27 protein-coding genes are annotated in these 26601 nt (G+C 56.4%); 16 read left to right on the top strand and 11 right to left on the bottom strand.

The features are described 5' to 3' along the window. Positions 1 to 55: 55 nt before the first annotated feature. Positions 56 to 958 carry a LysR family transcriptional regulator gene (locus Q1L34_RS05655; RefSeq protein ID WP_004866683.1) on the top strand — a complete coding sequence of 301 codons (903 nt, stop codon included), beginning with the start codon at positions 56 to 58 and terminating at the stop codon, positions 956 to 958. Between the two features lie 47 nt (positions 959 to 1005). On the opposite strand, the gene Q1L34_RS05650 is transcribed toward Q1L34_RS05655, so the two are convergent. After that, positions 1006 to 1767, bottom strand: coding sequence for a transporter substrate-binding domain-containing protein (locus Q1L34_RS05650; protein ID WP_004866701.1), 762 nt, complete (start codon positions 1765 to 1767; stop codon positions 1006 to 1008). A 315-nt stretch (positions 1768 to 2082) separates the two neighbouring features. Here Q1L34_RS05650 and Q1L34_RS05645 point away from each other — a divergent pair, with 315 nt between their 5' ends. Genes Q1L34_RS05645 through Q1L34_RS05615 form a run of 7 tightly spaced genes read left to right on the top strand, consistent with a single transcriptional unit; the run spans position 2083 to position 9045 of the window. Beyond that, positions 2083 to 2952, top strand: coding sequence for a MurR/RpiR family transcriptional regulator (locus tag Q1L34_RS05645; RefSeq protein ID WP_004866702.1), 870 nt, complete (start codon positions 2083 to 2085; stop codon positions 2950 to 2952). Between the two features lie 37 nt (positions 2953 to 2989). Continuing rightward, on the top strand, positions 2990 to 3574 hold the full coding sequence (gene ddpX / locus Q1L34_RS05640) for a D-alanyl-D-alanine dipeptidase (protein ID WP_004866705.1): 585 nt from the start codon (positions 2990 to 2992) through the stop codon (positions 3572 to 3574). Between the two features lie 2 nt (positions 3575 to 3576). Then, positions 3577 to 5133, top strand: a complete 1557-nt coding sequence (locus Q1L34_RS05635; RefSeq protein WP_434064501.1) for an ABC transporter substrate-binding protein — start codon at positions 3577 to 3579, stop codon at positions 5131 to 5133. Positions 5134 to 5187: 54 nt separating this feature from the next. Next, the gene (locus tag Q1L34_RS05630) at positions 5188 to 6207 is read left to right on the top strand and encodes an ABC transporter permease (RefSeq protein WP_004866710.1); all 1020 of its coding nucleotides are present in this window, start codon (positions 5188 to 5190) and stop codon (positions 6205 to 6207) included. Continuing rightward, positions 6208 to 7104 (top strand): D,D-dipeptide ABC transporter permease, encoded by an 897-nt coding sequence (gene ddpC, locus Q1L34_RS05625; RefSeq protein WP_327204391.1) that lies wholly within the window; start codon positions 6208 to 6210, stop codon positions 7102 to 7104. It abuts the gene before it with no gap. Next, positions 7101 to 8087 carry an ABC transporter ATP-binding protein gene (locus Q1L34_RS05620; RefSeq protein ID WP_004866715.1) on the top strand — a complete coding sequence of 329 codons (987 nt, stop codon included), beginning with the start codon at positions 7101 to 7103 and terminating at the stop codon, positions 8085 to 8087. Before ddpC ends, Q1L34_RS05620 begins: the two co-directional genes overlap by 4 nt. Continuing rightward, positions 8080 to 9045 (top strand): oligopeptide/dipeptide ABC transporter ATP-binding protein, encoded by a 966-nt coding sequence (locus Q1L34_RS05615; RefSeq protein ID WP_004866718.1) that lies wholly within the window; start codon positions 8080 to 8082, stop codon positions 9043 to 9045. Before Q1L34_RS05620 ends, Q1L34_RS05615 begins: the two co-directional genes overlap by 8 nt. Here Q1L34_RS05615 and Q1L34_RS05610 read toward each other — a convergent pair. The 5 genes from Q1L34_RS05610 to exaC all read right to left on the bottom strand — a co-directional run bounded on the left by Q1L34_RS05610 (position 9042) and on the right by exaC (position 16373). Next, complete coding sequence (locus Q1L34_RS05610) at positions 9042 to 10148, bottom strand: fimbrial protein (protein WP_249086762.1); 1107 nt, start codon at positions 10146 to 10148, stop codon at positions 9042 to 9044. The two genes, Q1L34_RS05615 and Q1L34_RS05610, sit on opposite strands and share 4 nt — an antisense overlap. 16 nt (positions 10149 to 10164) lie before the next feature. After that, complete coding sequence (locus Q1L34_RS05605) at positions 10165 to 12660, bottom strand: fimbria/pilus outer membrane usher protein (RefSeq protein WP_327204573.1); 2496 nt, start codon at positions 12658 to 12660, stop codon at positions 10165 to 10167. A gap of 74 nt (positions 12661 to 12734) precedes the next feature. After that, entirely contained in the window at positions 12735 to 13403 is a 669-nt protein-coding gene (locus Q1L34_RS05600; RefSeq protein ID WP_369974012.1) for a fimbrial biogenesis chaperone, read from the bottom strand. Between the two features lie 96 nt (positions 13404 to 13499). Continuing rightward, entirely contained in the window at positions 13500 to 14096 is a 597-nt protein-coding gene (locus Q1L34_RS05595) for a fimbrial protein (RefSeq protein ID WP_004866728.1), read from the bottom strand. Between the two features lie 756 nt (positions 14097 to 14852). Next, positions 14853 to 16373, bottom strand: a complete 1521-nt coding sequence (exaC, locus tag Q1L34_RS05590) for an acetaldehyde dehydrogenase ExaC (RefSeq protein WP_327204390.1) — start codon at positions 16371 to 16373, stop codon at positions 14853 to 14855. Positions 16374 to 16623: 250 nt separating this feature from the next. On the opposite strand from exaC, the gene Q1L34_RS05585 reads away from it, so the two are divergent. After that, the gene (locus Q1L34_RS05585) at positions 16624 to 18420 is read left to right on the top strand and encodes a sigma-54-dependent Fis family transcriptional regulator (RefSeq protein WP_015585898.1); all 1797 of its coding nucleotides are present in this window, start codon (positions 16624 to 16626) and stop codon (positions 18418 to 18420) included. Between the two features lie 7 nt (positions 18421 to 18427). Here Q1L34_RS05585 and Q1L34_RS05580 read toward each other — a convergent pair whose 3' ends face one another. Together Q1L34_RS05580 and Q1L34_RS05575 are read right to left on the bottom strand one after the other, a co-directional pair. Then, entirely contained in the window at positions 18428 to 19024 is a 597-nt protein-coding gene (locus tag Q1L34_RS05580) for an undecaprenyl-diphosphatase (protein ID WP_048025127.1), read from the bottom strand. A gap of 88 nt (positions 19025 to 19112) precedes the next feature. Continuing rightward, a complete protein-coding gene (locus Q1L34_RS05575) occupies positions 19113 to 20033 on the bottom strand; it encodes a LysR family transcriptional regulator (RefSeq protein WP_327204389.1) in 921 nt (306 codons plus the stop codon). Positions 20034 to 20139: 106 nt separating this feature from the next. Between Q1L34_RS05575 and Q1L34_RS05570 the strand changes: the two genes are divergently transcribed. From Q1L34_RS05570 to Q1L34_RS05555, 4 genes are all read left to right on the top strand, one after another. Continuing rightward, positions 20140 to 20745, top strand: a complete 606-nt coding sequence (locus Q1L34_RS05570; RefSeq protein ID WP_004866743.1) for an FMN-dependent NADH-azoreductase — start codon at positions 20140 to 20142, stop codon at positions 20743 to 20745. Between the two features lie 78 nt (positions 20746 to 20823). Further along, entirely contained in the window at positions 20824 to 21123 is a 300-nt protein-coding gene (locus Q1L34_RS05565; RefSeq protein WP_004866746.1) for an ArsR/SmtB family transcription factor, read from the top strand. A 9-nt stretch (positions 21124 to 21132) separates the two neighbouring features. Further along, on the top strand, positions 21133 to 21654 hold the full coding sequence (locus Q1L34_RS05560; RefSeq protein ID WP_004866749.1) for a rhodanese family protein: 522 nt from the start codon (positions 21133 to 21135) through the stop codon (positions 21652 to 21654). 93 nt (positions 21655 to 21747) lie between these two features. Further along, a complete protein-coding gene (locus tag Q1L34_RS05555) occupies positions 21748 to 21927 on the top strand; it encodes a hypothetical protein (protein WP_015585895.1) in 180 nt (59 codons plus the stop codon). A gap of 84 nt (positions 21928 to 22011) precedes the next feature. Here Q1L34_RS05555 and stpA read toward each other — a convergent pair whose 3' ends face one another. Continuing rightward, positions 22012 to 22413 (bottom strand): DNA-binding protein StpA, encoded by a 402-nt coding sequence (gene stpA / locus Q1L34_RS05550; protein ID WP_004866755.1) that lies wholly within the window; start codon positions 22411 to 22413, stop codon positions 22012 to 22014. 715 nt (positions 22414 to 23128) lie between these two features. On the opposite strand from stpA, the gene alaE reads away from it, so the two are divergent. Next, the gene (alaE, locus tag Q1L34_RS05545) at positions 23129 to 23578 is read left to right on the top strand and encodes an L-alanine exporter AlaE (protein ID WP_325939729.1); all 450 of its coding nucleotides are present in this window, start codon (positions 23129 to 23131) and stop codon (positions 23576 to 23578) included. Positions 23579 to 23666: 88 nt separating this feature from the next. Here alaE and Q1L34_RS05540 read toward each other — a convergent pair whose 3' ends face one another. After that, positions 23667 to 24029 carry a DUF2002 family protein gene (locus tag Q1L34_RS05540; RefSeq protein WP_004866760.1) on the bottom strand — a complete coding sequence of 121 codons (363 nt, stop codon included), beginning with the start codon at positions 24027 to 24029 and terminating at the stop codon, positions 23667 to 23669. A 150-nt stretch (positions 24030 to 24179) separates the two neighbouring features. Between Q1L34_RS05540 and Q1L34_RS05535 the strand changes: the two genes are divergently transcribed. Continuing rightward, positions 24180 to 24506 (top strand): DUF883 family protein, encoded by a 327-nt coding sequence (locus tag Q1L34_RS05535; RefSeq protein ID WP_004866763.1) that lies wholly within the window; start codon positions 24180 to 24182, stop codon positions 24504 to 24506. Positions 24507 to 24636: 130 nt separating this feature from the next. Here Q1L34_RS05535 and pdxR read toward each other — a convergent pair whose 3' ends face one another. Then, positions 24637 to 25998 (bottom strand): MocR-like pyridoxine biosynthesis transcription factor PdxR, encoded by a 1362-nt coding sequence (pdxR, locus tag Q1L34_RS05530; protein WP_327204388.1) that lies wholly within the window; start codon positions 25996 to 25998, stop codon positions 24637 to 24639. A 111-nt stretch (positions 25999 to 26109) separates the two neighbouring features. Between pdxR and Q1L34_RS05525 the strand changes: the two genes are divergently transcribed. Then, a complete protein-coding gene (locus Q1L34_RS05525; RefSeq protein WP_015585892.1) occupies positions 26110 to 26541 on the top strand; it encodes a carboxymuconolactone decarboxylase family protein in 432 nt (143 codons plus the stop codon). The last annotated feature ends 60 nt before the right edge of the window (positions 26542 to 26601 follow it).

Raw genomic sequence — 26601 nt, 5'->3', positions numbered from 1 at the left:
AATTAGTTTAGAAAAATAAAAACAAAACCCGGGACTTACAGTGGAGTATTCCCCTATGTCAGTGGGCAAATTTCCCAATCTGCGCCTGTTACACGTTTTTATCACCGTCGCAAAATATCAGGGCTACGCCAATGCCCAGCAGGAGCTTAACCTGACGGTTTCGGCCATCAGCAACTATATGAGTGAGCTTGAAGAGAAGCTGGGAATCATTCTGTGTCGCCGTGGCAGAGGCGGATTTTCGCTGACGGAAAAAGGGGAAACCGTCCTTCAGCAAAGCATCGATTTGCTGAATTCGCTGGAGGATTTCGAACGCAATACGGCCACTCTGCGGGGCGAGCAAACCGGGATCTTTAATCTTGGCGTCATCGATTCTACGATTACCGATCCTATGCTGCCCATGAGCGATATTATTGCGACATTCAGCGAACGCTTCCCGCGGGTACAGATAAACCTGCAGGTCAGAAGTCCGAACGCGCTTTTACAGGGCGTGTTGAATAACGAACTGGATCTCGCCGTCGGGACCTTCTCACTTCAGGCCAACAGCGTGATTTCTCATCCGCTCTATCGCGAACAAAACTGGCTCTACTGCGGCGATAAGCACCCGCTCTTTACCGTTAAACATCTGACGGAAGCGCTGATTTCGCCGATGCGGATGGTCACCCGCAGCTACTGGAGCAGCAGTGATTTGGGGCGTAAAGGCTTTAAGCAGAGCGAAGCCAGCGCCGAAAGTATGGAAGCACAGCTGATGCTCATCTTGTCCGGCAAATATATCGGCTATCTGCCGGAGCACTATGCGCTGCCGTGGGTACAAGCGCAAAAGCTGCGCGCCCTGCTGCCGACAGAATATGGCTACCAGGCTCCCTTTTCGCTGATCTTTCGCCGCGGGCGCAGCAAAGAGACGTTAATTCGCGCGATGCGGGATACCGTCCGCGCTCGCGTGAAAGGGCGAAAAGGCTAAAGGCCGCAGGGCGGAAAAATCTGACGCTTACTCCCGGCCGCCGGCACCTATTCGTGAATCTTCCATTTTTGTTTGAGGATATTTTTATCCTGACTGTCCAGCCAGCGGTTCACCTTCTCCAGCAGCGGCTGATTATCTTTGTTCATCATATAGACTTTAAAACTGGCGGTGCCCGGGAAGGGTTTATCCGTCGCGACGCAGAAGACACCGGGCTCTTTGTTCTCGTAATAGACGCCTTCAATCAGGTCGGTGACCATCATATCGGCGGTTTTCTGGCGTAACGCCTCGAGATTATCGACGTTATTTTTGACCCTGATAATCTGCGCATGTTTGAGATGAGCATCGACGTAGCTCTGATTGGTGCCGCCCGGGTTAACAATCACTTTCACATTGGGGCGGTCAATCTTTTCCAGGCTGCCGAGTGCCGGGGCCGCCATACAGTTCGCCAGGGCGATTTTTCCGTTTGCCACCACCGGATGGCTGAGGGCGAAATCTTTAGCCCGTTCCGGGGTTTCAGTGACACCGCCCATCGCAATATCAAACTTATCGGCCTTCAGATCGCTGGAAAGCGTCGGCCAGCTGGTCAGCACAAAGGTGACCTTAAGCCCCAGCTTCTGCCCCAGATCCTTTGCCATATCCACGTCGTAACCACGCAGTTCGCCCGCTTCGTTGTGGAACGCCAGCGGAGCATAGTCGCCCGGAACGCCCACTTTCAACTCACCGCTTTGTTGAATCGCCTGCAGATCCCGCGCCTGGCTACCGCAGGCAATACTCGCGAGTACGAAGGTCAGACAGACCTTTAAGTTCATACCATCATCCTTATCAATACGTGGGTTTTGTGAAGGTTTTGCACGATTCCAGCGCGCTTTATTTTCTGCTCATTTGTTGCACAGATTACAACATTGTTAATCGTATGTTTTATTTTTGTGATGCACAACCAGGAAACGTTGCACTTTCTTTGTGCATATTCTGGCGAAAATATACGCTCTTTGTTCGCCTGCCTCGCGCATTTTCCCAGTGATACCGCAAAAAACGGTTTTCGGAACAGATGGCATGCATCGTGCTTTGTTAGTTGAGTAACACAATGCGGGTTCATGAGAGAGAAATCTCATTGAGAGGCGGGTATGAACGATAACTCCAGGCTGTTTCGCACCATCGAGTCGATATTTAGTCAGCTGACGCCAAGTGAAAAACGCATCGGCAGCTGGCTACTGAGCCATCGGGAACATATTCCCTATGAAACGGCCGATAGCATTGCGCTGGCGACCGGTACCAGCGGGATCACCGTCGGCCGCTGCCTGCGCAAACTCGGCTATCGCAACCTCGACGACGTCAAAAACGGTCTGAAAGATCATACCCCGGCGCCCTATAAACACTGGGGCGTCATCGACCGCCTCGACTCCTGGGCGCAGCAGCAAACCCAGCCCGATCGCGCCAGCCTGTCGCTGCAGATGGAGCTGGATGCGATCCGCTATGTTTATCAGCTGGCGCAGGAAGAGACCTTCGCCCGGGTCAGCACGCGGATCGCCCAGGCCGATACGGTGATTGTGCTCGGGATCCAGTCCACGCGAGGCATCGCCAACAGCTTTTTTAGCCATCTCGAATACCTGCGCCCGCGCGTGACCTATGCCGACGGCAGTTCCGGTAGCTGGCTGGAGTCGCTGAACTCCGAATACGCACACCCTTACATCATCCTGACGGATACCCGCGCCTACTCCAGTACCGCCCGCCAGTTCTGTCGGGTTGCCGCCGAGCGGCGCATTGCCACCGCGCTGGTCACCGATATCTGGTGTCCGTGGGCCCGCGACTATCCGGTCGATCTGCTGCAGGTCAAAACCGATACCGGTCATTTTTGGGATTCCCTCGCCCCAATCAGCTGTCTTTTCAACCTGCTGCTCTCCGCGGTCGTCGAGCAACTCGGCCCGACGCTGTCGCGCCGGCTGGCCGAAAACCGGGCGCTGCAGCAGGAATTTGGTCAATTTGAACGTGAATAAGCGCCTGCTCGTCAGGCTCCAGGACAGGAAACAACAGATGAATCAGCAAGTCACTCTGGTCGATATCCGCGCGCGCTTTCCGGCGCTGGCTATCGATCTCAAGTACGCCAGCGCCGATAACATTACCGGCCAGCCCATCTATGCCGAAGCCCGCTGCCTGCTGCACCCGGATGCGGCGGCGGCGCTGGAGAGATCCCTGCGCATCGCACAGCTGGCGGGCCTGAATCTGCAGGTTCTCGATGCCTATCGTCCGCAGCAGGCGCAGCAGTTGCTGTGGAACGCCTGTCCGAACCAGGACTACGTGGTGCCGATTGCGCTGGGTTCGAACCACAGCCGCGGTACCGCTATTGATGTGACGTTAATCGACGAAAACGGCCAGCCGCTGGATATGGGCACCGCCTTCGATGAGATGGACGATCTCTCTCACCCTTATCACCCGGCGGTTCCCCAGGCCGCCCAACGTAACCGTCTGCTATTGAACGCCATTATGTTTGGCGGCGGCTTTAAGGGTATTTCCACGGAATGGTGGCACTTCGAATTACCGGATGCGGCCGGTTATCCGCTCCTTGACGATGTTTTCGCCTGCCTGTCCCCCGCTCACACTGACGGAGTCATTCCATGAATATGAGTCGCACCTCTTTTACCGGTTTTCGCCCGCTGCTGTTGGCCGTTGCGCTGGCAGCGGCTATCGCCCCGGCTTATGCTGCCGTGCCCAAAGATATGCTGGTCATCGGTAAAGCCGCCGATCCGCAGACGCTCGACCCGGCCGTCACTATTGATAATAACGACTGGACGGTCACCTACCCGGCCTATCAGCGGCTGGTCAAATACAAAACCCAGGACGGGAAAGGCTCAACGGACGTCGAGGGCGACCTGGCCGAAAGCTGGCAGGTCTCTGATGACGGTAAAACCTGGACCTTTTCACTGCACAAAAACATGCAGTTTGACGACGGCACGCCGGTCACCGCCGAAGCGGTAAAACTCTCTTTCGAACGCCTGATGCGCATTAAGCAAGGTCCTTCGGAAGCCTTCCCGAGCGGGCTGAAAATTGAGACCGTGGATCCCGCCACGGTGCGCTTCATCCTGCCGGACTCGTTCGCTCCGTTCCTCCACACCCTGGCCAATGATGGCGCGTCGATCGTCAACCCGGCGGTCCTGAAGGCCAACGCCGCCGATGACGCCCGCGCCTGGCTGGCGGAACACACCGCCGGCTCGGGAGCCTATATGCTGCAGCGCTGGCAGAAAGGCCAGCAGCTGGTGCTGGTGCCCAACCCGCACTTCAGCGGCACGAAGCCGACCTTTAAACGCGTGACGGTGAAGATTATTGGTGAAAGCGCCGCCCGCCGTCTGCAGCTGACCAAGGGCGATCTGGATATTGCCGATGCGCTGCCGGTCGACCAGTTTGCGGCCCTGAAGAAGCAGGATAGCGTGGCGGTGTATGACTATCCGGCGCTACGCGTGACCTACCTGTATCTCAACAACAGCAAAGCGCCGATGAATCAGGTCGATTTACGCCGCGCCGTCTCCTGGGCCACCGATTATCAAGGGATGGTCAGCGGCATTCTCGGCGGCAACGGCAAACAGATGCGCGGCCCAATCCCCGACGGTATGTGGGGCTTTGACCCGAGCGCGATGCAGTATTCCCTTGATATGGATAAAGCCAAAGCCGCGCTGGCCAACGTCGCCGATAAGCCAAAAACCCTGTCGTTCCTCTACTCCGATAACGACCCGAACTGGGAGCCGATTGCGCTCTCCACCCAGGCAAATCTGCAAACCCTCGGCATCCAGGTGAAGCTGGAAAAACTGGCTAACGCCACCATGCGCGAGCGCATTGGTAAAGGGGATTACGATATCGCTATCGGCAACTGGAGCCCGGATTTCGCCGACCCCTATATGTTCATGAACTACTGGTTCGAGTCAGATAAAAAAGGGCTGCCGGGCAACCGTTCGTTCTATGCCAACCCGCAGGTTGACGCGCTGCTCAAACAGGCCGTCGCCACTACCGACCAGACAGAACGCACCCGGGATTATCAGGCGGCGCAGAAAACCGTTATCGATGAGGCCGCCTACGTCTATCTGTTCCAGAAGAACTACCAGGTGGCGATGAATAAAGAGGTCAAGGGCTTCGTCTTCAACCCGATGCTTGAGCAGATTTTCAATATTGCCGATATGCACAAATAGCGCATCTTAACCTTGTGATGCCGGGCCGTCGCGGGCCCGGCAGAGGGCGTCATCATGAGTTTCTGGGGTTTAATTCGACAACGCAGTTGGGGGCTGGTCCTCGTCGTCGCCGGCGTCTGCGTGATCACCTTTATTATTTCGCACCTCATTCCCGGCGATCCGGCGCGGCTGCTGGCAGGCGATCGCGCGAGCGACGAAATCGTCCGCCATATCCGCCAGCAGCTGGGGCTGGATTTGCCGTTATGGCAGCAGTTTTTCCATTATGTCAACGCCCTGCTGCACGGCGATCTGGGGACTTCCATCCGTACCGGGCGTCCGGTGCTGGAAGATTTAAAGACCTTTTTCCCGGCCACGCTCGAACTGGCGATCTGCGCCCTGTTTATCGCGCTGGTGGTCGGCATTCCGCTGGGGGTACTTTCGGCGGTATATCGCAATCGCTGGACCGATCACCTGGTTCGCCTGATGGCGCTGACCGGAATCTCGACCCCGGCGTTCTGGCTGGGGCTGGGAGTGATTGTCCTGTTTTACGGCAAACTGGACTGGCTGCCCGGCAGCGGGCGCCTTGACGACTGGTTTGACCCGCCCACCCGCGTGACCGGCTTTTATCTGATCGATTCGCTGCTGGAAGGCAACATCGACGTGTTCTTTAACGCGCTGCAGCATCTGATTCTGCCGGCAACCACGCTGGCCTTCGTCCACCTGGGGATTGTCGCCCGGCAAATTCGCTCCGCCATGCTGGAGCAGCTGAGTGAAGATTATATCCGCACGGCGCTGGCCAGCGGCCTGCCAAAATGGACCATCGTGATGCGCTATGCGCTGCCTAACGCGCTGATTCCCTCAGTCACGGTGCTGGGGCTGGCGCTGGGCGATCTGCTGTACGGCGCGGTGCTGACCGAAACCGTCTTTGCCTGGCCCGGAATGGGCGCCTACGTCGTCTCCTCTATTCAGGCGCTCGATTTCCCGGCGGTGATGGGCTTTGCCGTGGTGGTGTCCTTTGCTTACGTGCTGGTCAATCTGCTCGTCGACCTGCTCTATTTATGGATAGACCCGCGCATGGGTCGGGGAGAAAACTAAGTGATGATGACCCAGGAACGCCCCGGCGCTATCGAAAAAACCCGCCGCAACACCGTGTGGAAGCGCCGTCTGTGGCTGATACGCAAAAGCCCGCTGACGCTGATCGGCGGCGCCATTATGTTGATCATGCTGTTTTTGATGATCTTCTCGCCGTGGCTGGTACCGCACGATCCCAACGCAATCGATCTCACCGCCCGTCTGCAGGCGCCGTCGCTGTCCCACTGGTTCGGTACCGACGAGGTCGGTCGCGATCTGTTCAGTCGGGTGCTGATCGGTAGCCAGCAATCGATCGCCGCCGGCCTGGCGGTGGTGCTGATCGCCGGGATCAGCGGTTCGCTGCTGGGCTGCCTTTCCGGCGTGCTCGGCGGACGCAGCGATGCGCTGATCATGCGGCTGATGGATATCATGCTGTCGATCCCTTCGCTGGTGCTGACGATGGCGCTGGCCGCCGCGTTAGGCCCAAGCTTATTCAACGCCATGCTGGCGATCGCTATTGTGCGTATTCCGTTTTATGTCCGTCTGGCGCGGGGACAGACGCTGGTGGTGCGCCAGCACAGCTTCGTCGAAGCTTCGGTAACCTTCGGCGCCTCCCGCTGGCACCAGATCAGCTGGCATATTTTACGCAACGCCCTGCCGCCGCTGGTGGTGCAGGCATCGCTGGATATCGGCAGCGCCATTTTGATGGCGGCGACGCTGGGCTTTATCGGCCTCGGCGCGCAACAGCCTACCGCTGAGTGGGGCGCGATGGTGGCAAACGGTCGCAACTACGTCCTCGATCAGTGGTGGTACTGCGCCTTCCCGGGAGCGGCGATCCTGATCACCGCCGTCGGTTTTAATCTGTTTGGGGACGGGATCCAGGATTTACTGGATCCGAAGTCCGGAGGACGCAACGCATGAGTAATCGGGTTCTGACAATCGACAACGTCCGTTTGAGCTTCCCCGTCTACCAGGGGGAAGTACATGTACTGAACGCGGTCTCGATGCATATTGACCGCGGCGAAATCGTCGGCGTAGTGGGGGAATCGGGCTCCGGCAAATCCGTCACCGCCATGCTGGCGATGCGTCTGCTGCCGCCGGCAAGCTATCAGATTCACAGCGGTCAGGTGACGCTGATGGGAAACGATATTCTCAAGGCTTCAGAGCAAGAGATGCGCGATATCCGCGGCCGTCGGGTGGCGATGATTTTTCAGGAGCCGATGACCGCCCTGAATCCAACGCGGCGAATCGGCAAGCAGATGGTCGACGTTATTCGTCAGCATCGTCCCCTTTCTGCCCGCGAGGCGCGCGCCAGGGCGGTGGCGCTGCTGGCGGATATGCAGATCGCCGATCCGCAGCGGGTGATGGAGCGTTACCCCTTCGAACTCTCCGGCGGGATGCGCCAGCGGGTGATGATCGCCATCGCCTTTTCCTGCGAGCCCGACCTGCTGATTGCCGATGAACCGACCACCGCGCTGGACGTGACCGTTCAGCGCCAGGTGCTGCGCCTGCTAAAACAGAAAGCGCTGGCCACGGGCACCGCGGTGCTGTTTATCAGCCACGATATGGCGGTGGTTTCACAGATCTGCGATCGGCTGTACGTCATGTATGCCGGCGCGGTGATTGAAAGCGGATTAACACAGCAGGTGCTGCATCAGCCTCTGCATCCCTACTCCGTCGGCCTGCTCGACAGCGCCCCGGATAACGGCGAGCCGCGTTCGCTGCTGCGCTCAATTCCCGGCACGGTGCCGAATCTGGCGCGATTACCGGGCGGCTGCGCCTTTCGCGAACGCTGCTTTGCCGCCGGCGAGGGCTGCGGCATCACGCCGGTGCTCCGCCCGATAGAACAGACCGGGCAGCAGGCGGCCTGCTGGTACCCTCAACGGGAGAAAACGCATGTCTGAGATGCTGCTGAAACTGAACGATGTTCATCTTAACTTCCCGGCGCGTAAGAACTGGCGCGGCAAAGTCGTCGAACGGGTATATGCGCTAAACGGGCTGGATATCACGGCGTATCGCGGTGAAACCTTAGGTATCGTCGGCGAGTCCGGCTGCGGGAAAAGTACCCTTGCAAAGCTGCTGATGGGCATGCTTAAGCCCTCTCACGGCCAGTTTGAGCGCGCGACGACGTCCGGCAGCGGGCGTATGCAGATGGTGTTTCAGGATCCGCTCTCCTCACTGGATCCACGGCTACCGGTCTGGCGCACTATCACCGAGCCGGTGTGGATCCAGTCGCGCCCCAGTGAACAGGCCCGACGCCTTCTGGCTGAGCAGCTGGCGTTGCAGGTAGGTATCCGCCCGGAGTATCTCGACCGCCTGCCGCACGAGTTTTCCGGCGGCCAGCGCCAGCGCATTGCCATTGCCCGCGCGCTGTCGGCAAAGCCGGATATTATCGTGCTGGATGAACCGACCTCGGCGCTGGATATTTCGGTACAGGCGCAGATCCTCAACCTGCTGGTCGAGCTGCAAAAACAGCAGAACCTGACCTATGTCCTGATTTCGCATAACGTGTCCGTAGTGCGCCATATGAGCGATCGCGTCGCCGTGATGTATCTCGGACAAATCGTTGAGATGGGCGAGGCGCGTCAGGTCCTCGATAACCCGGCCCATCCCTATACCCGGCTATTGATGGATTCGGTACCGCGTATCGGCTCAGCGCTGGGCGAAGCGCCGCGCAACACGGAATTACCCGGCAATCGCCATCTGCCCGAGGGCTGCTACTTCCGCGATCGCTGTCCGTTCGCCGGCGCGGGCTGCGAGAAACCGCAGCCGCTACGCCCGTCGGGTAACGGGACCGCGGCCCGTTGCTGGCAGGCGGAAGCGCTAATCGGCCAGCCGCTCAACGCCGGGAAGGCCCTCTAGTTGTATTCGAGCGCGAAGGTCGCCAGACCGTTAGCCCGTCCGGGCGTCACGACATCTCCCGTTTGCACGTATCGGGCGGTGAAGTTGATGCTTTCGGCCGCGGCGGCGTTCCCGCCCGCGATATGCTTAAGAACCGGCAGGTTGCTGGATTCGTTGATTTTCACCGGCGTTCCCGCAGAGGGCGCCGGCGCGGGATTGTTGCCATAGCTTAGCTCGATTCCTACACCGCTCGCGGCCCCGTCGACTTTTTCCAGCGCCAGGGTATCGCTGACGCCGGGATCGGCGGTCACGCCAAAAAAACCAATACGGATATCGGTGGGCGTGGTGCAAGAGACCGGGATGCTGAAGGTCTGCGCCACCCCGGCGGCGGTGCTTTTGCCTTTGAATTCCGCTTTATTGACCGTACCCAGATTAACGTTAATCGTCGGGCGAGCCACCTGACAGCTACCGCTGGCGCCGATATCCACGTTGAGCGCAGCGAGGTCGATACTCACCGGCGCGCTGGCCGTTCGGGAGGTGCGGCTGCTGTCCTGCTCCTCGATGTATAAATTTCCTACCTGCGGCAGCCCCGGGACGCTGGCGTGGTTGCCGCTGACCAACGCGACATCGCCGGTTTTATAAAAGGTGATATACGCCTTCACCACCACCTCCCGCTGGGCAAGCAGCGTTGACAGCTGTGAACTCTCGCAAACCGTCACGGATTCACTTCCAGCGGGTGCATTGCTGCCGTCAATATAGTGAACAGGACCGCCGCCGCACTGAAAGCCCAACGAATAGCCCATCCCGCTGAGCGCGGAGGCATAAACATGCTGGCCGTTAATGATTCGCGGCGAGCCGGCCGTGTTGCTCTGCCGGTACACAATACGTTTCCAGCTGGCGCCGGGCAGCTGCAGATCGCAGACGAAGTGAATACCGCCGCCGCTATCGGCCATTGCGTTGGTCATCTGCGTATCGGCGCGTAGCGTCGGCAAATAGCGAATGTTCGGCACGTTAATCGTCATCTGCCCTACGCGACCGCCGCAGCTCTCGGCCCATCCGGGTTGACTATAGATTGCCGACAATAACAGGCACAGCAACGCGACTAAACGAAAGCCGTAATACATGGCTTTTCTCCTCGGTTTACAAACAAAGACCCGCCGCAGTTTTCACCGCATTCTGCTGCTGACGGTCGGAAAGATGAAAATGTAGCGAGCATTTCCGCGAAATGTTGTTATCGACCCAGTCCGCGTCGAGCGTACCCTCTTCCGGTATCCCACTGAGGTACACCTGGCCGCTATCGGCCACCATGCCTCCCGCTGCCGCCCCGGTGTCGTCCCCTTCGGGGTGCAAATGTACGCTGGCACCAAACGGAATCGCCCCATTCCTGTCGTGGAGGGTAAACAGCACGCGATTACCGATATGGGTCCGGTAGTTCGCTAGGACTATCGCGCCGCCGCCGGGAATCACGGTTTGCCCTTGTAGATCGACATCGGTGTCGTTGGTCATCGATTCAGTATCCAGGGTCAGGGTATTTTTTCGGTACACCGTTAAGGTCGGCACCACGGCATAGCCCCGCCCATCGGTGTGGATATTGCTCCCGTTCTGAATGGCCACATTCGCCGCGCCGGGCGCCCGAACGATAGCAAAGCTGTCGCCAACCGGTTGGCCTAATGTCACGCCGTAGGGATGCGCCACGAGCGAGCCGGCGGCTCCCCAGGTCAGCTGGTGACTTACGCGGTCATGGCGATAACCCAGCTGGGCGCTGCCGTATCCACCGTGGTAATCCAGAGCGGCACTACTGTTGCTCCCCTGTCCGGCATTAGCGTACCCCTGCTGAACGGAATAATAGAGATGAGGACGATGTGGCACCGAGCCATACATCGAAACCTGCTGCGAAGTGTGCCCATTGTTATCGGAGGTCGTGCTGTAACTCAGGGAGCTGTCCGCCAGCGGGCCACCCAGCGGAATATTGAGGTTAAATGACCAGGCGCTGTCCGCTTGATCATGAGCGGCAGATTGCGTGTAGTAATAGCCCACTCCCCACGCGATCCCTTTCCAGGCGCTATAGAACCCCAGGTGCACCGTTTCATCGTGGCCGCTGCTGTGCCAGTAGTTCTGCGAGTAAGCAGAAATGGCCAGACTACTGAGAGAACCAACCGCCTGGGCAACGGAGAGCTCTTCCCGGCTACGTTTGTGATCAAGCTGTCCGTCCGGGCTTTCGAGCGCATTGGCCTCGCTAAAGTCGTCATAGCCGCTCGACGAGTAACGATAGCTGGCGAGGCTAAAAGAGGTGCCGGTCCGGACAAAATCTTTCTGATACTGCACGCGAAACGACTGCCCCACGGAGCGCGTGCTGGAAGGAGCGGTAGTGCTGGCCCAGGTGACGTCGCCGCCCAGCGATCCCAGCTCACCAAATCCCCGCCCGGCCCCCAACGCCCAGGCCTGATAATTCTGCGCCAGCTGAGTACCGCCGTATAAAGTCAACGCCGCAGGTAATCCATAAAAGAACGTTCCCTGCACAAATTCCGGCGATCGAACCTGACGCTGACCGGCGTGATAGCGCCCGCCGCTAAGGCTGAATTTGCTTCGCCCCTCCCGGAGCATAAACGGCACGGCGGAATAAGGCTGGGTAAACATCCGAACCGACCCGTCGCTCTCTTTCACCTGCACATCCAGATCGCCACTTTGTGCCGTCGGGTAGAGGTCTTTGATGGCAAAGGCCCCCGGCGAGACGAAGGTTTCATAGATAACGTAGCCGTGCTGCGAGACCGTTACTTTGGCATTGCTGTGCGCCATACCGCGAATCACTGGCGCAAAACCCCGCTGGCTGTCGGGCAGCATTTCATCGTCAGACATCAGCTGTACGCCGCGAAATGGCACGCTATCGAATACATCGCCGGTTGTGAAGGTATCGCCAATCCGCAGCAGGCTGTTGAGTGATTTCACATCTCGCTGCAACCAGGTGGTTTGGGAATGCCAGCGATACTGCCGATCGTACTGCATCGCCGAAATATTGCGTAAGCGCCAGGGCCCCAGGTTCGCCCCGCTGCGTAAATTCAGATAGCTTGACTGGGTGCGGGTATCAGACTGGCGAGTTTGCGCTCCGGTCAAATTGTAATTAACAAACGCCGCCGGGATCCCGTCATCCCAGCGCACCGGATCGACATAGCCGCGGCTTTGCGTGTTCATCGCTGCCTGAGGAATACGCATATTCAGACGCTGGCTGGCGAAATCAAAGCGGCTGCTGGCATCGGGAATATAGTGTTCAATCCGGGTGAAAGTTTCACCGTCATGCAGCGTGTTAAATGCGGTAAAGGCGCTGACGTTCACACCCAATTCGGCCAGTTGCGCGACGGTTAAAACCGGCTGCAGTGCCCCATTTTCCTCCACAAAGGTGATGGCCCCCTGACCGGCGTCCTGGTTGTTCACCCAGATGTTGACCGAATAAACCCCGGGCTGTTGGCCACCGGATTTAGCAAAATAGTGCAAGTCCGCCATTTTTTGCTGCGGGCTGGCAAACTCTAAGGCGGCCGGATCGAAGTAATCATCCGCCGATACCCGGGCGCTCTGACACAATAAACAGAGCAGCGGCGGCAGGCTTGCGATCAATCGGGAATCCCCGAACGGGGTCGCCATCACGGAATAGCCGTGAAGAATTACAGGGGACTTTTTTTTCACAATCGCTGACCTGGCAATGCAAAGCGCAAGGATTACTGCTGCGCGCTATCCGTAATACCGCCAAAATCATTAATGGCGCGCCACCTAATCGTCCCTGCACCGTTAACCGGCCACTCTTTGCGGGTTAACGGTCCAATCATGCCGGGTTCATCTATCTCTTTACCGCCCACCGAGAGGGAGAAAAAGGAGACAAAATAAGGCGTTGGGTTGTGCGCCACCAGTCGATTACCCTCCACTTTAAAGGTTAATTGCTGCCAGGCTTTCATCGGATCCCCGGCAAGGCTATTCGGTCGATAAAAAATCTTGAATTTAGATTTAATATTGACCTGGAGTTTATTCACATCCCCTTTTTGCGTCGGGGCTATGCTTTTTACATTCAGCCAATAAACGGATTCGCGATCGCGAGGAAGATCGGCGCCAATGAAATTAATTCGCAATACGTTTTCTTGATCCGGGTCGAGACGAAACAGCGGCGGCGTGACAATAAAAGGGACTGGTCCCTGCTCTTTTTCCACATAGTTTTCTACCCACGACTGCACCAGATAGGGGGAATGCGGATCCGCATTGCTCACTGAAATAGAGGCTTCACGTTTTCCTTCCTGATATATAACCCGGGTGCCGCCCATAATAATACCGGCCTGGGCCGCAGCGGCTAACAATAAAAAGGCAGCCGCGATACCGGCCAGCATGTTTTTCATAATCACAACCATCAGATAAGCGTCTGGAAAACAACGAATAAAAAAGAAACTATCCAGTAAATGCATAATAATGAGCAGGTAAACCTGCTCATTGATGTGTTAGTTGTAAACCATATTGAAGTTTGCCGTGCCGTTTGCCGCCCCGGCGGAAACCGCGCTGGTGGAGATATAATCGGCAAAAAACTCCAGATCCGCGGTCCCGGTGCTGGCTCCGCCGGCACCCGCAAGTACCGTCTGGTCACGTGATACCGTTCCGAGGTTAATCGGCGTGGCGCGGTCATCCTCATACAGCTTAATGGCTACGCCCTGGGCGCCACCGTTAACCGCCAGCAGATTGCTGTTGTTACTATCTCGGGTGCCGTCAAACAGCACCGCCACTTTGGTGACGGAGGCTGGACAATCTTTCACTTTAATGTGGAAGGCGGTTTTCGTGGTCTCAGAACCTGCGCCAGTAAAGAAGTTGCTTGCCCATTTGCCCAAATCGATTACCTGGCTGGCGCTGTTGCTATCAATATCGCAGGAGGTATCGGTAATTGAACCGGAGAATTCGATCTGGCCGCCCGTGCTTTGCGTCCCTGTGCTGGCACCAGGGTTAACGGACAATGCGGAACGCGCGGGTTGTGACGGTGATGCTAATACTACGCCGGACACCAGAGCACCGACAATCATTGCCATAATACGAAATTGTGTCTTCATTATTTATCTCATTTCTAACATATATTTATAACAGATCGCGCCCAGGGCGGTGATGACCTGAGTGGTTCTGCTTGCAGATTGTCCATGTTAAAAATAATCGCGTTCCCTCTGCAGGATATTAAATGCACAGCAGGACCTTCCATTTAATTTATTTCAACACGTTCGTGAAATAATTCTTAAACGGAGGGACATAGCAAAACATTTAACACTGGAAGAAATGTTATTCCTGATAAAAATAAAAAACAATAATTTGTTATGTTAATGAAATAACGTTTTATTTTACATTTAAAATGTAATTCATCATTTTTGCCTGAATTGTTAATTATCAAACCCAAAAAACCAAACATCATAACAATAACGCACAACAACGCCACTTATTAATTAACAAATTTAATAAAAACCGCGCTATTCTGGTGAGATTTTTTCTGTGCAGGCGCAAGGCATAAACCCAGAATTAGGAATATTCTTAGTCGGGGTCATGTTATTTATTTTGTCACCCCCGAAATCATAATAACACTAATAAATACCTGTCCTTGTTTTCTCACGGTGGCATATTTCAAATGAAAGAATAAGTTGAATAAATTTCATATTTATCGATTTAATAAACATCATGCAAAGGCGCGGATCGCCGTTTTTAAAAGACGTGACAAGGATTGCCGACCAGTGGGACAGCCGACGGCATAAAAAAACCCGTCACCTCAGATACCGGTGACGGGTTTGAGCCCCCCGCAGCAGGTCAGATATTCAGACCGGCAATTAAAACAGTCCTAACGGCGCGGTACCGTAGCTCACCAGCAGGTTTTTCGTCTGTTGATAAGCATCAAGGGCCATTTTATGAGTTTCACGACCGACGCCTGACTGTTTATAGCCGCCAAACGCGGCATGGGCCGGGTAGACGTGATAACAGTTGGTCCAGACACGACCGGCTTTAATCCCACGCCCCATTCGGTACGCCAGATTGCTGTCGCGGGTCCAGACGCCGGCGCCGAGCCCAAACTGAGTCTGGTTGGCTATTTCCAGCGCTTCTGCCTCATCTTTGAAGGTCGTGACGCCGATGACCGGGCCAAAAATCTCTTCCTGGAAGCTGCGCATATCATTGCGCCCCTTAATCAGGGTTGGCTGAATGTAGTAACCATTATCCAGTTCAGCCGTAATACTGGCGCGTTCTCCGCCGGTCAGGATCTGCCCCCCCTCTTCGCGGGCAATCTTAATGTACGACAGGATCTTATCGAACTGCTGGCGTGATGCCTGTGCTCCGATCATGGTGTCGGTATCAAAGGGATCGCCGCGGCGAATCTGGGCCACCTTCGCCATCACTCGCTCCATAAACGGCTCGTAGATGGATTCATGGATCAGGGCGCGCGATGGGCAGGTACATACTTCGCCCTGGTTGAAGAAGCCCAGCACCAGCCCCTCCACCGCCTTCTCGATAAACTCTTCTTCTCCGTCCATCACATCGGCAAAATAGATATTTGGCGACTTGCCGCCCAGCTCAACGGTGGCGGGAATAATGTTCTCCGCCGCGCAGGCCAGAATATGCCGTCCGACGGGCGTTGAGCCGGTAAAGGCAATTTTGGCAATACGCTTGCTGGTTGCCAGCGCTTCACCGGCCTCTTTACCGAAGCCCTGCACCACGTTCAGGACGCCCGGCGGGAAGAGGTCGCCAATAATTTCCAGCAGCAGCGTGATGCTCAGCGGCGTCTGCTCTGCCGGCTTGAGCACCACACAGTTCCCGGCCGCCAGCGCCGGCGCCAGCTTCCAGGCCGCCATCAGCAGCGGAAAGTTCCACGGAATAATTTGCCCGACTACGCCCAGCGGTTCATGGAAGTGATAGGCCACGGTGGTTTCATCAATTTCCGCAGTACTCCCCTCCTGTGCCCGCAGACAGCCGGCAAAATAGCGGAAGTGATCGACCGCCAACGGCAGATCGGCATTCAGCGTTTCGCGCACCGGTTTACCATTGTCCCAGCTTTCAGCAATCGCCAGATATTCCAGGTTCTCCTGAATCCGATCGGCGACCTGAAGCAGCAGGTTGGAACGATGCTGTACCGATGTTTTCCCCCAGGCTTCCGCGGCGCGGTGTGCGGCATCAAGAGCAAAGTCGATATCTTTGGCATCGGAGCGGGGAAATTGTGCAATGTCACTCCCGTCCACGGGGGAGGTATTCATAAAGTATTCGCCGCCGAGTGGTTCGACAAATTGACCGTCAATATAGTTACCGTATGCGGACTTGAATGAAACTAAGGCGCCCAGGGTGCCAGGATGTGCATAACGCATTGCAATCTCCTTCTGTAGGGTTGAGGCGCAGCGGCGTATTGGTTTTTTGCTGTTGCCTGCTGCACAGAAGCTTATGCAGAGGTTATGCCAGATTTATTGAAGGAATAAATAGCTAAACAATTCAATACCATAAGATGTAATCCTGTATCGCATGGAGACGTAATTTTGCTTATGTGTCGCAAATCGCAACACATGAGAAACCATAAAGCTACAATATTGCAACATCATCCATCCGACCCCGAGGTGCTCCGTGCAAGGTAATTCGTTTACTCTCGATCCCGAGGTAAAAACCAGCCCGTTGCTCAGCGATTCCTGGTTTCGTAGCCAGCAGTACGGCCTGGATCCCGCGACGGATGATTTCCCGCGCCTGGGTTCCGGCGAACTGGCGGATGCGCTGGCCAGCCATGCCCGCTTACAGCAGCTGACCCAGCCGGTGGTGAACACCCTGTCGCGAAAAGTGAGCGATCTCCAGTCGGTGGTGATCCTCTCTGACGCCAGCGGTCTGGTGCTGCAAACCTTCGGTAACATGCACGCCATGCAGAAAGCACAAAGCTTCGCGCTGGCTCCGGGAAATCTGTGGAGCGAGAGCGGGCGCGGTACCAACGCCATCGGTACCGCGCTGGCCATTGACGACAGCTGTGAAATCGACGGTCGCCAGCACTTCCTTACCCGCAATCAGGATCTCTATTGCGCCGCGATGCCGGTTCAGAGTCCGGACGGAAAAATTGCCGGGGTGCTGGATATTTCCGGCCCGGCCCACTTCCCGCACCCCCACACGCTGGCGTGGGTAAAAGAGGCCGCGAAGCAGATTGAATATCTGTGGGTAAAACAGAGTCTCCATCCGCAGCAGTGGCTGATGAGCCTGCACCTTCACCCCCACAAACTCGACAGCGTTGAAGAGCTGCTTCTGGTCTTTTCCGATAACGTGCTGACCGCCGGCAACCGCCTGGCGATGCGCGATCTGGGTCTGGATAGCGGACAACTCGGCCATATCACCTTTCAGCAGCTGTTTCCTCAGCTGGCGCAAACGGCGGTGAATGTTCCGCTGCCGCTGACCCACCAGCGACAAACCTATTACTACCGCCTGCGCGCGCCAACCCGAACCCACGTTGCGGTACCGGCTCCGGCCCCCGCGCCGACGCTGCCGGCCATCGAGCTGCCTTTCGCCAGTCAGCGTGAGGGGGAGAAGATGGTGCGTCTGCTGAATGCCGGCATTGCCCTGTGTATTGAAGGCGAAACCGGATGCGGCAAAGAGTTTGTCAGCCGCACGCTTCACCAGCACAGCCGCTGGCGCCACGGTAAATTCGTGGCTATCAACTGCGCGGCGATCCCCGAATCGCTGATTGAATCGGAGCTGTTTGGCTACCAGCCTGGCGCCTTTACCGGCGCCAGTAAGAATGGCTATATCGGTAAAATTCGCGAGGCGGATGGCGGCGTGCTGTTTCTCGATGAGATTGGCGATATGCCGATGCTGCTTCAGACCCGGCTGCTGCGGGTGCTACAGGAAAAAGAGGTTACGCCGCTCGGCGCCAGTCAGAGCGCTCCGGTCAGCTTTGCGCTTATTTGCGCCACCCACCGTAACCTGATGCAGCATGTTGCCGACGGTACGTTTCGCGAGGACCTGCTCTATCGCCTGCGCGAATTCGCCCTCACGATTCCGCCGCTGCGGGAGTGGCCACAGCTGCCGGCGTTTCTTCAGCAGCTATGGCAAACCCTCGGTGCCGAAGCGCGACACGTAGAGCTCTCGCCTGCGCTCCTGACCCATCTCGCCACCCTTCCCTGGCCGGGCAACGTGCGCCAGCTACAAAGCCTGCTGAAGGTGCTGCTGGCGCTGGCTGATGAAGGAGAGCAACTGGAGGTGGAGGATTTACCGGCGGAGTACCGGTCGGCCCCGGCTCCGGCTCCGTCGCGCGGATTGCAGCAGCACGATGCCCAGCTGATTGCCGACACGCTGTCGACGTATAACGGTAATGTCAGTAAAGCGGCGCAGGCTCTGGGAGTCGCGCGCAGCACGCTCTACCGGCGCGCCGCGCGGACAAGAAACTAAACCTTAGCTACGGCGTAAAACGGGCCGGCAGCCAGGAAAACATGCGCTGGCTGATGGCTTCACAAATCCGCACCATTGCCGGCCCAAAGGCCTGCCAGACCCCTTTGCTCACCCAGACGGCAACCGCCGCCACCGCCGCTGCGCCGGCCATATCCAGCGGAAAATGGACCCCGAGGAAAATGCGTGACCAGGCCACCGGCAGCGATGCGAGCAGGACAAACAGCCCGAGGCTGCGTAGACGCAGCGAAAGCAGCGCAAATGCCGCGCTGAACATCACCAGGCCGTGATCGCTCGGGAAGCCATTATCCGCCGGATGGCTGATCCAGGTATGGCCCAGCGGCATCATAAACGGCCGGGGGTGGAACCACAGCGAGCCGCAGAGATAGCCCAACGCAAGCGCCATCAGAATATTCAGCGTGCAAAACAGCGCCTGCCGGTGCCCCTGGCGGCCGCCTAAAAACCACAGACCGATCAGAATAGCCGGAACGATAAAGATCATTCCGCTTGCGCAGAAGCGGGCTAGCGCCAGAAGGCTCTCCGACGTTCCCGGCTGAGCATTCAGCGCCAGAAAAGCGCTTTGGTTAACCGTTTCGAGTACATTCATTGCGAGGGTCCATGCCAGTCATATTACTGTCATTATCGCGATTCTCTCTTAAGTTACGCTTAACCCCACGCCGAAGAGATGATGCGTTTTATGGGTGGCCTCCGGTCTGGCGGATCGCCTGGGGCAATCCGGCGAGCAGCGCATCGATGGTGACCCGGATCTTCTGCGGCACCCACGGCGCCTCGGGCCAGACGGCGGAGATCGCGAAGGTGACGCTGGCGCTTTGCGGCAGAATACAGCGCAGCCGCCCCTGTTCAACCTCCTGGGCAGCCAGCCAGTCCGGAATCCAGGCAATGCCCAGCCCGCTCACCGCCGCCGCCGCTATCGCCGTAAAATCATCCATCACCAGTTGCGCCTGCGGCTGCCAGGCCACGGGACCGCTTTGCGGATCGTACAGCCGCCATTTCTGAAGCTGCCCGCCGCGCAGGTAACCGATGGTCTGGTGTCCGGCCAGTTCAGGGAGAGTCGATGGTTGCGGATGCGCCTGTAAATAGGCGGGCGAGGCGCAAAGTACCATGCCATGGTGGCCGAGGTGACGAGCTTTCAGGAAGGTGGAATCTGCCAGCGTGCCAATACGAATCGCCAGATCGAATCCCTCTTCAAAAAGATTAACCTGGCGGTCGCTGAAAGAGAGCGCGAGTTTTAGCTGCGGATAGCGCTGGCTGAGAGAAAAGAGAATCGGGGATACGCAGCGTTGGCCAAACAGCACCGGCAGGCTGATCCGCAGCCGCCCTTGCACCCGCATTTTGCCGCGATGGATTTCATCCTCCGCCTCGCGAATACTGTCCAGCGCCTGACGACATTGCAGGTAGAACAGCTCCCCCTCTTCCGTCAGGGTCTGACTGCGGGTCGTTCGCTGGAAAAGCGCCGCCCCCAACCGCGCCTCGAGACGAGCGATCGTTTTACCGACCGCCGAGCGGGTCACGTGCAGCCTCTCCGCCGCCTTAGCAAAGTTACCGCACTCCACGACGGCGACAAAAACCGGAATACCGCTCAGGTCGGTGTTCATAAGATTGGTTCCTGAAAGGATACAATTAAGAAAAATAATGTCACTACTGGCGCCAAAAAGACAGTGTTAGCCTTTGCGTAACCACGATAACCAGAGGCCACGTCCCATGAGTCAGGTTTTACTTTTGAAATCCAGCATCAACGGTCAGGCATCGCTGACCAACCGGTTAATAGATGACTATATGCAGATGCGCAAAGCGTCTGGCCAGCAGGATAGCGTGACAGAACGCGATCTGACGACCATGGCGCTGCCGGCCCTCGATCGGCCGCTGTTTGCCGCCCTGCGCGGCGCCCAGGATCCGACTCCGGCGATCCAGCGGGGCGTCGCGCTATCGGATAGGCTGATTGATGAGCTGAAAACCAGCGATCTGCTGGTGATCGGCGCCCCCATGTATAATCTCAACGTCCCTACCGATCTGAAAAAATGGTTTGATCTGGTCGCCAGGGCCCGCGAAACCTTCCGCTACACCGACAGCTGGCCTCAGGGGTTGGTCGAGGGTGTACGCGCGGTGGTGATCAGCTCCCGCGGAGGCGTACATTGCGGGCAGGATACCGATGCCGTAACCCCTTATCTCCGTTCGGTACTGGGTCTGATGGGCATCAGCGAAGTGACATTTATCTATGCCGAAGGTCTGGATATCCAGCCTCACGGCCGCGATGCTGGCATCGCCCAGGCCACAGAACAGCTTATCCGACTGACGCAAGCGTCCTGACCGCGACGGCATTTTCTGCGCTGGTACCGCGCCGTTTTTTATTTTAGACTTATCTAAATTTAGAAAAGACTAAAATACATGAATACACCAGAACAGCTGCAGTCCAGCGCCGGGGAAGCCGCCGCCCTGTTGAAAGCCATGAGCAATCCGAACCGGCTGATGATTCTGTGCATGCTGTGCGAGACGCCGCGCGCCAGCGCAGGCGAACTGGCGCAGATCACCGGCCTGAGCCCTTCGGCCACCTCTCAGCATCTGGCGCGCATGCGCGATGAAGGCCTGATCGGCAGTGAGCGCGAGGCGCAACGTATCCACTACTTCATCACCCACCCTGCGGTTCAGCAAATCATTACCACGCTGAAGACCATTTATTGCCCATAAGGAGCCGTCATGACTATCGTCACCCTTTCTCCTGAAGAGGCCCGGGCGCAAATCGCGCAAGGGGCCAGATTAATCGATATTCGCGATGCCGATGAATACGCCCGCGAACACATCCCCGATGCCGAGCTGGTGCCGCTGGCTGCCCTGAATAACGGCGCAATGCTGCGCACTGCCGCGGATGAAACGGTCATTTTTCATTGTCAGGCGGGATCGCGTACACAAAATAATGCCATTCGTCTGCTGGCTGCGGCAGCTCCGGCACAGGTGAAACTGCTGGCCGGCGGTATTCAGGCCTGGAAAGCAGCAGGATTGCCCGTCAAAGAGGATAAAACCCAGCCGCTGCCGTTAATGCGCCAGGTGCAAATCGCCGCGGGAGTGCTCATTCTGCTGGGCGTGGCGCTGGGCTATGGCGTCAGTAGCGGCTTTTTCCTGCTGAGCGCTTTTGTCGGCGCCGGCTTAACCTTCGCCGGCATCAGCGGTTTTTGCGGGATGGCGCGCCTGTTGGCCATCATGCCCTGGAACCGACGCTGACGCCTGCGGCATCAGGCCTGTTGTATGCTGATATTCAGCTACGCTAAAGTGAAAGCGAACAGCGGCATTAATCCATGCCAGAGGAGAAAAACGATGTATTCAGTAGGTGATCTGGTTCAGCCTCGTATGGGCGGACCAAAACTCAAGATTGTGGCCGTCGGTGAAGATCATATTGTCGCCGTACAGGCCAGTAATGAACAGGGTGAGAAATATACTCTGAAGCCTGCAGACGTCACACCTTATAAAGAAGAAGGTGATTTTGGCGTTTGCTAATACACACGGTGGGATTCCCCACCGTTATTTTTTCGCTATCCGACAGCAGCCTTAACTCCTGCCGAATATCATTTTCGCTAACGCTTAAATCAGAAAACTTTCCAGCGTCGCGCCGGCTTCAATCGCACGAGCGATCGGCTTCGGCATACGTCCCTGGCCGGTCCAGGTTTTTTGCGCACCGGAAAAATCGGTAAACCGGTATTTTGCCGGACGCGGCTGGCGTTTTTTCGCCTCCTTCGACGGGCCCGCATTCTGCGTGACCAGCTCATCAGGTGTAATACCGTCGGCAATCATCAATTCCAGCCAGGTATTAATTTTTTCCTGGTATTCCGCCTGCTGTTGCAGGGCAGACTGCTGCTCTGACCGTTTTTCTTCAGTGACGACCCTGAGTTTTTCCAGCATTTCTTCAAGTACGTCAATGGAGAATTCACGCGACATCGCCCGCAGTGAACGGATATTATTCAACTTCTGTAACATTAAAGACATAAATTATTAAACGTTCCCAAATTACATATAAGACAATACTACCGGGGTACTTTAATATATGAAGCCATATATTACCACCTTTAATGGCGAGTGATAAATATATTCAGACCACGACGTCCATATTTTATTTAAAATAACCACAGCGGTTATCCAGTTAATCCCCAAAATTAATTCAGCGACAATCTGAATAGAGTAAAAAAACCGCAAAAATATCATCACTCAGTATATTACCTGCATGGTCAGCAGGTTAGCGGGATATGTCCGACGGAAGGATGAGGTCACAACGCTCTGCCAGTGAATGAACATGCATTAAAATCGAATACACACCAACGAACGAAAACAGAATCTAATGCTATTTAAATCGCGGTTATGGCATAAATTATTCTAAAAGTGACAGAAATCACATTGAAACGTGACTTCAGGCGGTAGTCGGCACAATCGTGGCTTCGCGTGAGCCTCCCCTTCTGCTCACCAAAAACACAACCAATTGATAAATAAATAAAAAATGAAGAATCAGGACAAAAGTAGCGCAGCGAAGACAAAACCACCTTTCGCAGAGTATTTTATCGACAAAAAGCCATTAAATAAAAATTTACAGCTAGTTGTCTCTTTCAGTGCAGAGAGATAATCTACGCACATCAAAACAGGCAACCCAAAACGCTGTAAAAGAGCGCATTTTGTGGCGTATCAGACTTCATTTTCGAGGAGCACACCGATGTTCTCTGCGCAGTCCCGCTTGCGTCATGCGGTAGCAGACACCTTTGCGATGGTGGTTTACTGCACCGTTGTGAACATGTTGATCGAAATTTTCCTCTCCGGAATGACCTTTGAGCAGTCGTTATCCTCGCGCCTGGTGGCGATTCCGGTGAACATTATTATTGCCGTGCCTTACGGATTTTACCGCGACCGCGCCATGCGCCTGGCACGTCACATCAGCCCTTCCGCCTGGATGAAGAGTATTGCCGATGTTGTGGCTTATGTGACATTCCAGTCGCCGGTGTATATTGCTATCTTATTTTCCGTCGGTGCCGACTGGCATCAAATTGCCGCGGCGGTGAGCTCAAATATTGCGGTATCGATGATGATGGGAGCGGTTTACGGCTATTTCCTTGACTACTGCCGCCGTCTGTTCCGCGTCAGCGCTTACCTGCAGGCTAAAGCCTGAGTCCCGATGTAACCTGCGACTGACCACCGTCAGTCGCCTGCTCGTCTGCTTTCCCCTACTTCACATCCAGGCACGGGTCTTCATACGATTAGTTATGAGACAGGCTCGGCTGCGCTTCGCCATATAATCCCCGCAAAAAACGCTCAAGCGCCATGCGTGAACTGAAGCCATGCGGAATACCATAATGCTGCTGTACATCTCCGGCTAAATACAGCGGAAACTGTTCATAATGATCGCAGGTTTTGATATCCGAGGCGGGTTCCGCCAGCGAATTACTGCGCTCTTTTAACGCCGGATGAATAATTAAAGCGGTCCGCCCCATGCGCGCTTCGCGGTTCACATAAACATAATTATCGCCACGGCGATAGCCGTACGCTTTTTGCGTCACAACATCCATGGTGAAGCCGGCTTTTTCAAGAACACGCGCCACCTCATCGGGTCTTAAATACATACTCATTCCTCTTTATCTTTTACCGCACCTTTACCTTACCTTATTCATCATTGATAGTGCTTTCGGAAAATTCCAGAAACGGCACTGCAAAAGCATAATTCAAAATCTTGTTCTACACTTAATGACTCAATGGAATTAAGGGAGAAATCGATGGCTAACCGTCTGAACCGCAACAATGTCGATGAAAGCGCTGAAGATATTCATAACGATGTCAGCCAATTAGCGGATACGCTAGAAGAGGTGCTGAAATCATGGGGCAGCGATGCGAAAGATGAAGCTGATGCCGCACGGAAAAAAGCCCAGGCGCTGCTGAAAGAGACGCGAGCCCGTCTGAACGGGAACAACCGTGTGCAGCAGGCCGCTCGCGATGCCGCAGGCTGTGCCGATAGCTACGTGCGGGATAAACCGTGGCAGAGCGTCGGAGCCGCTGCCGCAGTTGGACTATTTATTGGCGTATTATTGAATTTACGTCGATAATATAAACGATACATGAAGATAACAAATACGCGTCTGCCCCTGTGTGCCTCTGGCCCGGGGGCTTTTTGTTGCCTCAACGCATGATCGCTACTTCAGGAAGCTCAATCCCCCGAATCCTCAATCAGCGACTTTATTTATCAGCAGAAAACAGCGCGACTTTGAGTTGACGCACCGCCTCCGTTGCCATCGCCATCGATGTCAGATTAGTAAAGCTCACCAGCAGCCCCCCTTCGCCGCGGCTTTGTATCCGCCAGTCGCTCAGCGCCTGTACCGACAGGCCGGCCTGCCGGGCTTTCAGAGCCAGCACCCGATCGTCACCGTTCACCGCAATAACCAGCTGAATCCCCCCTAACTGAGGGACGACGCTGAACCCCTGCGCCAATAGCGCGGACTCCAGCCACTGTCGGCGCTGCGCATAGCAGGTACGCATTTTCTTCAGATGACGCCAGAAATGACCTTCGTGGATAAAGTCAGCCAGCGTCTGCTGCCACAGCGTCGGTACGCTACAGCTCATCCATTCGGCCTGCTGGCGAAAGGCGGCCACCTGCGGGAGGGGCACCACCAGCCAGGCGGCGCGTAATGCCGGAAAAAGCGATTTACTGAAGGTGCCGGCGTAAATTACCCGCTGCGGGGCATCAAGACTTTTCAGCGGCGGCAGCGGCTTACCCCGGTAGCGAAATTCGCTATCGTAATCATCTTCAATAATCCAGGCGTCGCGCCGGGCCGCCCATGCCAGCAGCTGCCTGCGTCGGGCCAGCGACAGCGCAACCCCCAGCGGACTCTGGTGCGCGGGAGTGAGAAGTGCAAAATGCGCATCGGGGTAATGCCGTTGCGCCCACGCCACATCCATCCCCTCTTCATCGACAGGAACCGGATCGATGACCACCCCTTCCCCGGTTATCACCGGTCGAATCAGCGGAAACCCCGGATCCTCCATCCACATATGCTGACCTGGCTGCGCCAGAGTGCGGAGGAGCAGCCTCATGGAAGCGGCATAGTTGCCGGTCACCAGCACCTGTTCGGGCAGGCATTCAATACTGCGGGAAAGCCGCAGATAATCGACAATGGCCCGCTGCAGGATCATCTCACCACACGGATCGCCGGGCGCCAGGTCAAAACGCGTTTGCGTTCGCAGTCGCCGCCCCATCACCCGCGCCCACAGGCCGCGGGGGAAAAAATCCAGCGCCGGCAGACCCAGTTGAAACGGCTGCAGCGTCGTCGGTTCAATGCCCGACGGCAGACGCGCCGGTTCCTCCCGCAGCGGACTCAGACGCTCGCTGACAAAGGTGCCCGCCTGCCCTCGTCGCTCCAGCCAGCCCTGAGCCACCAGCTCACCCCAGGCATTCTCCACGGTTGCGCGGGAGACGCCCAGCTCCTGCGCATAAACCCGACTGGCGGGCAGGCGGCTGCCCGGCGCGAGTTCGCCGTGTTCAATCGCAGATTTGAGCTGTCTGGCAATGCGCTGATAGTGCGGGACTTTTTTGATTTCCATTATGGTCTGCTTTTTTCATTAAAATATGGCTATCTTTTGCAGTCCATTATAGTGCTATTTTGCTGCGGTCTTAGAACCCATTCCCCGCGGTTCAACATTGAGGAAAACATCATGAGCACACTCCGTCAGCCCTATAACGAACTGAGCCCGGAAGTCTATAACGCGCTGGTACAGGCCAAGATTGCGCTGGAAAAAAGCGAACTGGACGGCGCCCTGCTGGAACTGGTTTACCTGCGGGTATCACAGATTAATGGCTGCGCCTTCTGTCTGGAAATGCACAGTAAAGCGCTGCGTAAATCCGGCGTGGCGCAGACTAAACTGGATGCGCTGGCCGGCTGGCGGGTAAGCGGGCATTTCAGCGCCGCAGAACAGGCGGCGCTGGCGTGGGCGGAATCGGTGACGCATATTGCCAGCACCCACGCAGAAGATGATGTTTACCTGCCGCTGCTGGAGCATTTCAGCGCACGCCAGATCAGCGACCTGACCTTCGCCATCAGCCTGATGAACGCGTTTAACCGCCTTGCGGTCAGCATGCGCCTGTAATTTCAGGCGTACCCGTCCGGCCCTCATGGCGTGCTTCCGTGAGGGTTCCCCTTATCTAAA

The organism is Klebsiella ornithinolytica (assembly GCF_030505655.1).
Taxonomy (GTDB): domain Bacteria; phylum Pseudomonadota; class Gammaproteobacteria; order Enterobacterales; family Enterobacteriaceae; genus Klebsiella; species Klebsiella ornithinolytica.
The sequence above is the reverse complement of the archived record's forward strand: the minus strand, read 5'-3'. Positions and strand labels throughout refer to the sequence as shown.